This window comes from Flavobacterium adiutor (assembly GCF_048282555.1).
Taxonomy (GTDB): domain Bacteria; phylum Bacteroidota; class Bacteroidia; order Flavobacteriales; family Flavobacteriaceae; genus Flavobacterium.
Window position 1 is genome coordinate 2,789,007 of record NZ_CP182487.1, and the last position, 12,149, is coordinate 2,801,155.

Genomic DNA, 12,149 nt, shown 5'->3' on the forward strand with positions numbered 1-12,149 from the left:
ATATTGCAATTACCAGCCAGGATTTTGATCAAATTCTAAATAGATACTAGCGTCTGCCTGCTTTAATGGAAGCCAGTAATGCTTATCTGAATATAGACGTTCAAAAACTACATATTCCTTCAAATTATTTATTTTATTATTTTCAGGATTAACTTTGTCAAGAAAAACATTTGTGGGAGTTACATCATTTGTTTCTGGAATATCACGATCAAAACTAATTCCTGTTTTAATATTATAAGGATACTTAGTTAATAGAAGCCAGCGACGCAAATCATTAAAACGATGCCCCTCATAGGCTAATTCTACAGCACGCTCGCGTCTTACTTCTGACATGAAAATTTCAGGAGATGTTAAAAAAGCAGCATTTACACCTGGTAAAGGATCTCCATTAGGTAACAATACACGGTTACGTACTTTGTTTATAGCTGCTACAGCATCCAGAGTACAAGTTGTTGCTGTAGCATGAATATTGTTGTGTCCCATAGCAATTGCTTCAGCATACATTAGATAAACATCTGATAATCGCATCCACGGAATATGAACTTGATGATTATTAAAAGCATTATCAAATTTATTAAACCCAAGAGGATCAAATTTCATCAACAAATACCCTGTGTTGCTTCCCTTATTTCTATCCGATCTATAATTTCCTACTTTAGCACCATCATATAAATTAGCATATGTATATTGTTTTGCCTGAGCTGTACTAGTTGAATTTACCATTTTTCTGGTGTCAAAACCAAAATTAAGGTAAAACCGAGGATCTCTGTTTTTCCAAGGATAGTGTGTGTCATAACCTGAAACTGGATCATCAACATCTGCTCTGTTTGCACTATTTATTGGCATTCCGTTATTCATACCAAAATAATTCACATAATTTGCTGTAGGATATTGTGACCAGCTTCTGTCCCATAAAACTCCGGCACATAAATATTCTTTATCCATAGACTGACTAGTACCGCCATAATTCGGACCTCTAAAAATGGCTTCCAAATAGGTTACTCCTCCTGTATTTAAAGACCCGGGCATTCTTCCTCCCTGACCATTAGTACGATATACCTGCTCATAAGATGTACCATTAGTACCCCATGGAAGAAGTCTGTACTGGCATGAACCATTTTCAACAGCGTTCAGTAAAACTCCAAAAGCTTCTGCTGCTTTTTTACAATATTCTGCGTTATACGTTTCTCCTCCTCCAGATGTTTTATTCATCAACGGGCTTCCGGCATACAAATAATTTTTACCTAAATAAGCAATAGCCATCCATTTATTAATCCTAAGTTCATTCTTACCTTTGGTTGCGTTTCCGGCTGCTATATCATCCCAGTTTCCTGGCAGTAAATCATACGCTTTTTTAAAATCTTCACCAATTTTATCTGCAGTTTGCTGATAAGTCAGACGTGGTAATCGTAAAGGCTGATCTGAAGGCAATACCTGATCAATATAAGGCATACCTCCCCAGTAACTTATAATTTGCATATGAAACCAGGCTCTAAAGAAATACAATTGACCTGCTATCAGATCTTTTTCTTCCTGGGTGGCATCTACCATCTTTTCAAGATTTGCAAGACCTATATTGGCTTTTCTTATTCCATACCAGGAACCTCCCCATAATGCTTTTGTTTTTTTATTATTATCCGTACTTAAACCAGTCGGAGCACCTATCTGATCGGTATGAGTAGCATCAAGGAAAGAACCTCCAAGTCCATAACCAGGCCCTATCCAGGCTCTAAAATTCCCCAAATCAACATTCCAAATCCAGGCATTTTGATTAGTAGCATTTTGTTGCCACATTTCTTCTTCGCCATTGTTAAAGAAATTATTATCATCACGATTACAAAAACTAGGAATACAGTTATACAATTCTTCAGTAAAACCCTGGAAATTGCGAAAATTAGCGTATGAATCGTCAGGATCGCCTGTAGCTCCAGATTTAATATCTAAATAATCAGTACATGAAGTAATACTTCCTGCCAGAAAAAAGAAGAGTCCAAAATACAGTACTATCTTATTATATTTTTTCATTTTATACTATTTTATAATGTTAATCTAAAACCTAAATTGATACGTCTTACTGATGGATAAGCGGTATTTCCATTTACTTCTCTGTCATCAGGTGTTTTAGTCCATAAGAAAAGATTATTACCATTTGCATAAATACGTAATGATTCCAATCCAATAGTTTTGGTCCAGTTTGAAGTAAAAGTATAGGCTATTTCTGCATTTTTTAAACGAACATAAGAACCATCATACAAAAAACGGGTACCATTACTTGCCGAATTTAAAGTGCTATTTAATCTGGGCATTGGGGAATCTGCATTTTGATTGTCCTTAGACCAATAACTTCCTTGTTCGTAAACTGTATTAAAATAAGCTTTAGGAAAACTTTCTGTAGCTATGAAACGGGAAACATTACTCACTCCGTAAAACTGAACCATTGCACTAAAACCTTTCCAGTCAAAACCAATAGTAGCATTGTAGGTATTTTGAGGATTTGTTGGATAACCATAAGGTACAGTGTCTCCTGGGCCATTAATTACTCCGTCACCATTGTAGTCTAATATTCTATAATTACCCGGAATCTTATAGTCATTGTTTTCAAATGCAGTACTTCCATACACTTCATCCCAGCTATTATAAAAACCCATATCAATCATTGAATACGATTGTCTGTTAGGAAAGCCTTGTTTTTGACGATAAGCAGCCAGAAGTTCCGGATCATCTTTATATATAACTTTATCCACTGCATGTGTCCACGAAAAATTAGCCCATAATCGCAAATATTGAGAGATTGGCTGACTATATCGAAAATCTATCTCATAACCTTTAACCTCTACTATACCGGTGTTAGTAACAGGTGGAGCAAATCCAAAATAAGAGGGTACTGCCCTGTCTTTTCCGCTCAAGATAATATTAGTTCTGTAGTCATTGAAGAAATCAACACTACCAGAAAAGATTTTATTTAAAAAAGAAAAATCGACTCCTAAATTCTTTTTAGTTACCTTTTCCCATGCTATATTAGGATTGCCTATCTGCGTTTGAGTGATCCAGCCGTATGTACTTAATTCTCCCTGGTTTCCCTGAGTTAAAAGAGATTGCGAAATATTACTACCGTACACACTCTCATATAACCAGCGACCACCACTGTAACTGTCATCACCCACCTCACCATAAGAAGCCCTTACTTTTAGCTGATCTATAAAAGTAAGTTTTTTCATAAATTTTTCTTCAGTAATCATCCAGCCTATAGCTCCTGAAGAAAAGAATCCAAACCTGTTTGCTGCTGCAAATTTTTCAGATCCATTATAAGCACCATTATAGTCGATAAAATATTTCTTTTTGTAACCATAAGTACCCCTGAAAACCCAATCTTCACGATAAGATGGAATATTAGCTCCTATAGCTTGTTCCTGACGTTGAAAATTCCCCATTCCTGTTACAGCATGATTACCAAAATCCCGTACATAATTAATTTGTGCCTGATAATTTAAATTTCGATAAGTTGCCAAATCATTCATTGTACCCCCATTTACAGTCCAGTTTGTTGCTTCATAAAAATCAAAATTGGTTGTTACATCTGGAGTATTTCTTACAGTAACAATTCCTGTAAGAGGATCTATATATTTTTCTTTAACTATATAATTATTATTATTTATTCCTCTTTGTTCTTCAAAAAAACTATTATCCAAAGAAAAAGTTATATTAGCGGAAAGACCTTTAAGTAGTTTACCAAAATCCTGTCTTAAATTAAAATCAGTTGTAATACGGGTTGTTGTTTTTAGCTCTGATCCTCCTATAGCTAAGTTTAGTGCTGAATTAGCACCATCAACCTGATTAGCAGGAGAATACCCCCAGGATCCATCTGAATAAATCGGCATATAAATATCAGGAGCTGTACCATAAGCTCCCGCCCACATATAGCCCTCAGAAATTACCCTCCAGGGTGCTTTTTTTACACCATAAGAACCAGAAAGGTTTACTTTGAACGTAGTAGATTTAGTCAATTCAAAATCTAAATTTGCTCTGGTATTTAATCTGTTATAATTATATCCGGATTCAAAACCCTGGCCGCTTGGAGGTACTTTCACGAGATCCCCTTCATTAACATAATCTACTGCTGCAAAATATTTCACCCGCTCGGTACCTCCTGTTATATTTAAATTAGCATTATACGCCATTGCCTCATCTTTAAATAAATAATCCTGCCAGTCAATATTAGGATATCTTTCTCTTTGTTCCAGAGTAGTCTGATTACGGTAGTTATCAATAAAGGCTTGAGATCTCATATATTCCCAGCTTGATGGTTGCTGATTTAGTTCATATTCAATCACCTTATTTTTTACCATAAGAGCATCATAAGCATCCATCTTACCCGGAAGCTTTGAAACTGATTTCATTACTGAATTAAAACCAAAATCGATTTTAGCTTTACCTGCAACCCCTCTTTTTGTAGTAATAAGTATTACACCATTAGCTCCTCTAACACCATACACTGCTGTAGCTGAAGCATCTTTCAATACTGAAACAGTCTCAACTGAACTAATGTCAATACTATTAATAGAACGTTCTATTCCGTCAACAAGAATAAGAGGACTACTATTATTCCAGGAACTAACTCCTCTAATAATAATTTCAGGATCTTCTTCACCAGGCTTCCCAGTAGTTTGCAAAGTGGTTACTCCCGGCAGGTTACCTGTAAGAGCAGCTCCTAAACTGGTAACACCTCCAGTACGCTGTAAAACTTTACCCGATGTTTGCGTAATAGCACCAACAACACTTTCTTTCTTTTGTTTACCAAAACCAACAACAATAACTTCTGAAAGAGCTGTTTGGTCAGGAGACATACTAATATTTACACTTGAACTCGCAAAGACCTTTTGTTCTATCGTCTTCATTCCGATACTGCTAAATACTAATATAGCCTCTGCAGAAGGGAGGGTAATTTTAAATTTTCCATCAAAATCAGAAATAGCGGCATGTCCTGAGTTGCCTTTGACTGTTATATTTACACCAGGAATAGGTAATTTATCTACTGTAGAAGTAATAATACCTGTCACAGTATAATTTTGATCTTTTAACTTTATCTCGTTTTTCACATAAGAAAAACTATTTTTTGTTTCTTTTGTCCATAATACATTAGAAAACAAAAAAGAAAATAAAGCTGTAAAAATCAAAATTTTACTGCTATGCAGCATTTTTATAAGTTGTACTTTTTTATAATGTTTTAACATTTTTTAATTATTTCAAATTAGAATATTAATTTATATCCATAGCAGCACCTATACCCAATTTCAATATGATTAAAAATGAATAGAATTTTATCAGCTATATTTTGGTTAATTGCCTTTTTTACAAAAGTTTATAACCAGAATATAAAAAAATAAGGATTGGATTTGCTACATGTATCTATGGCAAAAAGTCAAATGTTTTTTACCATTAAAACTGCCAAAATGTATAATCAATTATAATATACATTAAATGTATTTAGAAGAAAAATAATTAAATCTATGTGGTTAGAATAGTATTGTTGAATTTTTTACTTCCAAAATTGCAAATTTTGAGTTGTACACTATTTCATAGGCATAATGAGGTTTTGAGGTTAGTTAAATTATTAGAGAGTTAATTGTTTGATAAAATATATGCAAAATTCACAAAACAATCGATTGTGCAATTTTCCTTGTAAATAGTAATTTCTAAAAATAAAATGAACAGAATTAATAAAACCTTAATTGTCTTAAAATATTTTTTTTAGAAATTAGTATTATTCCGATAAAAAACTGAATATGTAAAATTTAAATACTTATAAACTTAAATAATGGTATGAACATCCCTATTATCTCAAAAAATCCTTGAATTATTTGTTAATATTGAGTACTAAACCGTTATTTAAATGTTAAATTTCTTAACAAATATATAGAAAAAGATATTTCAAACAACCGATTGCTGATTTTTTTTATTATAGCATTTAGTAAAATAGTTGTTTTTTTATGTATATAAAACATTATTATTGTTAATTTTTTAATTTTTATTTAAAAATGTATTGATATCTAAATCATTGGTTAAAAGATCAGGAATCAATTTTTAAAAATCATATCAAAATGATAAATGTAGAAAAAACATTTATTTTTTAATAAATAGGCTAACCAAACAAATAAAATAAAGAATAAACTTACATTAAAAAAGAAAAGATTCGTTTTAATTTAAAAAATTTTCTTACATAATAAGCGGATAATTTCTTAAATCCGTATTCTATAAAAGATGATACAAAATTTCTTTTTTTCATAAATCACTGGTTGTGATTAAATTATAATATTTTTAATATGAGCTTAGTGATTTTCAGTTGAAAATTAGATGTAGAACAGAAAAGAGATGTTGAATCTGTTAAGTAAATCTTTAAAGTGAGAATAAATAAAAATCAATTTCAAATTTTATAATTAAATTAAATACTGTTAATCCTAAATTTATAAATAATTTGATAAGTCTGAAACAATGCAAAAAAACGATTCAACACCTAATAATCATACAATTAAAAAAATACTTCCTCTAATTCTGGCTACTTCTATATTTATGCAAATGCTGGATTCTACTATTCTCAACACATCTATAACTTCAATCGCTAAAAATTTGAATGAATCCCCCTTAGAAATGCAAAACGCAATTATTAGCTACGTATTAACATTAGCACTATTTATGCCTGTGAGTGGTTTTTTATCAGATAAATTTGGAACCAAAAAAGTATTCATTTTTGCATTAATGTTATTTAGTGTCGGATCACTTTTATGTGCTCTCTCCCAGTCTTTGATACATTTGGTTTTAGCCCGCGTTGTTCAAGGTATAGGCGGAAGCTTAATGACTCCTGTAGGGAAACTGGCACTTATTAAAACATTTCCAAAAAGAGAATTGTTAAAGGCAATGAATTTCGCTATCATTCCTGCATTAATCGGACCTGTATTAGGGCCATTGGTCGGTGGCTATATGGTGGATTACTTGTCCTGGCACTGGATTTTTCTTATCAATATACCTTTTGGAATGATTGGTATACTCTTAAGTATGAAATACATGCCAGATTACAAATCTGCTATAATTGACTTTGACCTTAAGGGATTTTTAATTTTTGCTGCTGCATCCCTATTGTTATCTATTTCGTTAGAATTGTTTGGAAATACAGTACGTCTTACACCTGTTTTACTCATACTTATGTCGGGATTTCTGATGCTGTTCTGGTACTATCGTCATGCCATAAAAGACAGTAATCCTATTTTTCCTTTAAATTTATTTCAAGTCCGTACTTTTAGGGTTGGCATATTAGGAAATCTGGCAACCCGTCTTGGTTATAGTTCCATTCCTTTACTACTACCTATGATGATTCAGATTGCTTATGGACAATCAGCGGTTACTTCGGGCTGGATCGTTGCGCCCATGGCACTTACTGCAATATTTGGAAAATCTGCAGTAATTAAAATTTTAAATACTTTTGGATATCGAAAAACCTTAATGGTCAATACTTTTATTATCGGCTTATTGATTTGCACTTTAGCAATTCCTTCTATCCATACTTCTATTTACTGGTACATTCCTATTATTGCAGTTTTGGGATTCTTCAACTCTATACAGTTTACATCAATGAATTCTATTTCGATTGCGGACTTAAGAAATTATCATACCAGCAGTGGAAATTCATTAGTTTCTGTAAATCAACAGCTTGCTATTGGCTTTGGAATTGCTCTGGGATTACTTGTACTTAAAATATTTAAGGGGGATGTAAAACTTATTCACAATGAAATTCATAATGCTTTTCGGTATACCTTCTTAGTAGTAGGATTTCTCACCATTATTTCAGGATGCGTTTTCAGACGTCTTCATGATAAGGACGGTGATAATTTAAAATCAGTAGAATAAATAACATAATTATGATACTTCAGTCTTTTTTTTATAAGTCCAAATTTGTTAACTAAATAAATTTCAGATCTGTAAGTTTCCTATTTCTATACAAAACATTAACAAATATGTCTTTGATTTTTTTAAGTGAATCAAAAAGTTGCTGAAAGATATTCGGCTTAGTGATGCAATCTGTTTTCGCATGCATAATCCTATACTTTATAATATTCAGATGTTTAGTACATTTTAAGCATTATCAAAAATAAGAAGTAAGAAAATAAAAGTTGTACGTGCCTCTTTTTCATGGTCAGATTTAGGGTCTTTTGAATCAGTTTATGATTATCTCTTGTCAGGAAATCTCCCTGTTGATGCGTATGGTAATATGACTGTGAAGAAAAAAAATATATTGGCGACAAAAAAATAATTTCTGTAGAAATTATACATTGATCTAAAAATGAAAAGTCTTGAAATTAATAAACTTCAGGACTTTTGCACTTACATTTTTTCATATTGAACAAATCAATCAAGGTCAAGAATCTGTTTTAATTCAAGTACACTAGATCCTGATGGCAGTTTTTTACGAGCTTTTATCATTTTATCAGCTAAAAAAGCAGTAGAAATTGGTTTTAAATTTTTAAAAAGTCCAATTGTATTTAACGTTTTTATTAATCCAACTGAAATTTTCTCACCTAAACGATCTGTATTTTTCCTGATAAGTGGTCCTGGTCTAAAAACCAGATATTGCTCAAAATTAAGGGCAGCAATATAATCTTCGAGTGCTCCTTTCATTTTAGAATAAAAAATACTGCTTTTTGAGGAAGCACCATAAGAGGAAACTAATACAAAAGACTTTACTTCATTTTTCCGGGCTTCCAAAGCAAATGCCGCAGGAATATCAAAATCGATCTTCCATTGATTTTCTTTTGAACTAGCTGATTTTAATGTAGTTCCAAGACATGAAAAAAGAACATCTCCGGTAATTAAATCGGTAAACTGATCTGTTTTTAAAAAATCCACAACATGTTCCGTAAGTTTTGGATGGGATTTTCCCATTGAATTTCTGACAAAAATTGAAACAGAAGTATAATCTTTATTCTCCAGAAGCTGTTCAACTAATTCTTTCCCTGTTGCGCCTGTAGCTCCAATTACCAATGCTTTCATAGTACATTTACGATTTTATATCAAATCTAATGAAAGCATCAGTAATAAAGCGTTAATATTAAAAAAAATAAAATTTTAAAAATCAAACACTTAATTCCAAAATTACAGAAAACTTAAAATTTTAATGCCCTAATTTATAGATCTGTTCCATTGGGAGCCATTTTTCGCCTTCTTTAGCTCCAGGTGGAGCCTGCTGAAATTTCCACATCAATTTTTCCCATTCCTGAACATCTGGGTTGCCAGCATCCAACATTTGTTTTCGCTCAGGAGTAAAAGTTTCATCCACTTCTATAATCATAAATAGCCGGTTGGCAAGGATATAAATTTCCATATCTATAATTCCTGAATCTTTAATACTTTTTGTTATTTCAGGCCTGCTATTTTCCTTGTCATGATACTTTTTATATTCTTCTATTAAGTCAGGATTATCAATTAAATCACAGGCATAACATAATCTTTTTGAATTCATAATACATTTATTGAATTATACAATCTCCAGTGCATTAGCAAAAGAAGCTTCCAGTTTTTGATTTGGAAAACGAACTTCTAAACCATTGTTATGCTGTGTAAACTGAAGTTTTTGACCTCTACTGACTAACTTAATCTGTTTAATGCTATTGGCGTAATAACCTGCGTCTTTTCCTAAACTTTTAATCAATACAGAACCATTTTCCGGTCAGTCCATATCTTTTAGAGAATAAATTATATATTTCCGATTTATTTATTTCATGATTTATTTAATTTTATCACGAAAAAAAATCATATTTGTTTATTATTATATATATTACAAATAAAATTAGTTATATACTATTTTTCAACAACTATATTTACCACAAATATAGCTTAGACAATACAGATACTTTTATCTAAAAACGATTTTTTATTACCCGAAACCGATTTATACATACCTCATGTCTAAAAATATTTTTAAATATTCTTTTTCATTATTGCACATTGATTATGTGAAACTTACTAGTAAATGGAACTACACTAATGTCGTTAGCCCTTACTATCGCCTGTATTACATTGATGAGGGAATGGGCTTTATTTCTGACAGTTGCAATCAGCTTATTTTAGAGTCTGGTTTTTTATATCTCATTCCAAGTTTTACTATATGCAACCTGAGATGTGATGAATATCTGAGTCAGTATTTCATCCAATTCTTTGAAGAATCTGCTGACGGAATTTCGTTGTTTAGCAACAATAGGAATGTAATGAAACTTCCGGCAACTGAAATTGACATCATACTTATAAAAAAAATGCTTCAAATTAATCCGGGAAGAGGAATCAACAGATCGGATAATCCAAAGGTATATGAAAGAGAAAATTATTATAAAGAATACACTTCGTTAAATGATGCCATGAAGACGCATCTCAAGTTTGAAAACCAAGGCATTATTCTTCAGCTTATATCTCGTTTTTTAAGTAATAATGATTTTAAAACCAATCAGTCCCAAATTACTTCCTCTAAAATACTCGACACCATGAGTTATATTCAAATTCATTTAAGGGAAAATCTTACTGTTGCACAATTGGCTAAAAGGGTAAATCAGAATCAGGATTATTTTTCAAAGCAATTCATGCTGCATACCGGCCAAAGGCCTCTGCATTATATTCATGAAAAAAAAATTGAAAGAGCTCAATATTTAATCGCTACTACCAATAAAACTTTTCTGGAGATTGCGCTGGATACCGGATTTTCGAATCTGCCTCACTTTTCAAAAATATTCAAACAGATTGTGAGCATCACTCCCGGAGAGTACCGGAATCAGATTAGTCAATTAAATTAAATTCATAAAAGTGGAGAAATAGTAAACAAACCTAAAAATAATAAAAACACTATTGCCTAAAAGTAGACAATAGTGTTTTTAAAAAAATTACTTTGCTAAAATCTCAAAAGAGCTTATGGTGCAAAACCTACCCCAGTCTGGTTGTGAAGTGGTTATTCCAACAGTAATAGGTGTAGTTTGATCTACAGTAAACTCTAAAATATATTCTGTATTTCCTATTCCGTTGCTAAGAACCCTTTTGTATTTTAAAACCTCAGTGTTAGTAGTAACAGATTCTACATTTGGCAATTCTACATTACCCTTAGAGACAATTATATAAAATCCACCTGGATCATTTTGTTCATGATTGGATTCAAATACAGTAACTTTTAACTGGTATGTTGCAGGAACAACAGTAACGGTTTGATACATTTTTCCGTTAGTTATTCCAGGTGATCCCCATCCTGATTCAAAATTCACAGTCGCATTATTTGCTTTTCCACAGCATCCTCCATCATATCCTCCATAACCATTATGATTTTTGGCTGCAGCATTTGTGGTCCAGCCTGCAAGTACTCCCCATCTTCCTCCATCATATGATGAATAAGCAAAAGGCTGTTTAGTATTCAGTAAAACTGGAGTCAGTACAGGTTTTACCTCTTTATATGCCGAATAAAAAGTATCAATTGCTTTCGGGACAGGCTTATAAAGAGTTCTGTATCTATAAGTTGAACCTGACTTAAAATCATTTATTACTACATTCGTTTTGCTAATATCCGTAAATATCGTTTTCAACTCATCAGAAGAGCTGGTATATTCTATTTCCGTTCCTAACGCTCCAGAATCTGTATTTAAATTTACATAATTAACCTTCAAGTTACTTTCAACGAGTGAATAATTAAGAACTGGCCTATTGATTAAAGAGCTTATATAACGATCTCCGTACACCTCTGCTGAAGCATTTACAGGTATTGAAGAATTGCCTTTTGCATCAAAAGTTCTAAACTCAAAATTATAAATATTCTCTTCAAGGTTATTTATAATTTTTGTAACAGCGTCTATACCCGATGTTCTTATAATCGGTACAACCGCAGAGTCTTTCTTGTTATTCCAATAAATCCGAAGTTCTTTAACCTTTGGATCTGACATTATAAGTCCCTGAACTTCCAGACGATTTCTTCCAGGCAATATTTTTAATGAATCTATCTTGCCAGTATATGAAATTTCACCTCCCTCGGTAAACTTTAAATATTCATCGCCACTTGTGCAGGAATTAATAAAGAAAATGGAAAAGCCTATAAAAACTGCGATTAAAATATTTCTTAAATTTTTCATTGTTTC

The 12,149-nt window shown here is 32.1% G+C and carries 8 protein-coding genes and 1 pseudogene; 3 read left to right on the forward strand and 6 right to left on the reverse strand.

What is annotated here, in order from left to right; translation table 11 throughout:
- Positions 1-9: 9 nt before the first annotated feature.
- Both ACNC7R_RS11725 and ACNC7R_RS11730 read right to left on the reverse strand, forming a co-directional pair.
- Complete coding sequence (locus ACNC7R_RS11725) at positions 10-2,025, reverse strand: RagB/SusD family nutrient uptake outer membrane protein (protein ID WP_417941267.1); 2,016 nt, start codon at positions 2,023-2,025, stop codon at positions 10-12.
- An 11-nt stretch (positions 2,026-2,036) separates the two neighbouring features.
- The gene (locus ACNC7R_RS11730; RefSeq protein WP_417941268.1) at positions 2,037-5,231 is read right to left on the reverse strand and encodes a SusC/RagA family TonB-linked outer membrane protein; all 3,195 of its coding nucleotides are present in this window, start codon (positions 5,229-5,231) and stop codon (positions 2,037-2,039) included.
- A 1,258-nt stretch (positions 5,232-6,489) separates the two neighbouring features.
- On the opposite strand from ACNC7R_RS11730, the gene ACNC7R_RS11735 reads away from it, so the two are divergent.
- Both ACNC7R_RS11735 and ACNC7R_RS11740 read left to right on the forward strand, forming a co-directional pair.
- The gene (locus ACNC7R_RS11735) at positions 6,490-7,899 is read left to right on the forward strand and encodes an MFS transporter (protein ID WP_417941269.1); all 1,410 of its coding nucleotides are present in this window, start codon (positions 6,490-6,492) and stop codon (positions 7,897-7,899) included.
- Between the two features lie 244 nt (positions 7,900-8,143).
- Positions 8,144-8,269, forward strand: a pseudogene (locus ACNC7R_RS11740) (mannose-1-phosphate guanylyltransferase); the annotation flags it as partial.
- Positions 8,270-8,397: 128 nt separating this feature from the next.
- Here ACNC7R_RS11740 and ACNC7R_RS11745 read toward each other — a convergent pair.
- The 3 genes from ACNC7R_RS11745 to ACNC7R_RS11755 all read right to left on the reverse strand — a co-directional run bounded on the left by ACNC7R_RS11745 (position 8,398) and on the right by ACNC7R_RS11755 (position 9,697).
- Entirely contained in the window at positions 8,398-9,039 is a 642-nt protein-coding gene (locus tag ACNC7R_RS11745) for an NAD(P)H-binding protein (RefSeq protein WP_417941270.1), read from the reverse strand.
- Positions 9,040-9,160: 121 nt separating this feature from the next.
- Positions 9,161-9,508, reverse strand: a complete 348-nt coding sequence (locus ACNC7R_RS11750) for an L-rhamnose mutarotase (protein ID WP_417941271.1) — start codon at positions 9,506-9,508, stop codon at positions 9,161-9,163.
- A gap of 15 nt (positions 9,509-9,523) precedes the next feature.
- Positions 9,524-9,697, reverse strand: a complete 174-nt coding sequence (locus ACNC7R_RS11755) for a hypothetical protein (RefSeq protein ID WP_417941272.1) — start codon at positions 9,695-9,697, stop codon at positions 9,524-9,526.
- A gap of 253 nt (positions 9,698-9,950) precedes the next feature.
- On the opposite strand from ACNC7R_RS11755, the gene ACNC7R_RS11760 reads away from it, so the two are divergent.
- Positions 9,951-10,829: a helix-turn-helix domain-containing protein gene (locus ACNC7R_RS11760; RefSeq protein ID WP_417941273.1), complete on the forward strand. Its 879-nt coding sequence runs from the start codon at positions 9,951-9,953 to the stop codon at positions 10,827-10,829.
- A gap of 87 nt (positions 10,830-10,916) precedes the next feature.
- Here ACNC7R_RS11760 and ACNC7R_RS11765 read toward each other — a convergent pair whose 3' ends face one another.
- Entirely contained in the window at positions 10,917-12,143 is a 1,227-nt protein-coding gene (locus ACNC7R_RS11765; RefSeq protein WP_417941274.1) for a DUF4998 domain-containing protein, read from the reverse strand.
- Positions 12,144-12,149 lie beyond the last annotated feature (6 nt).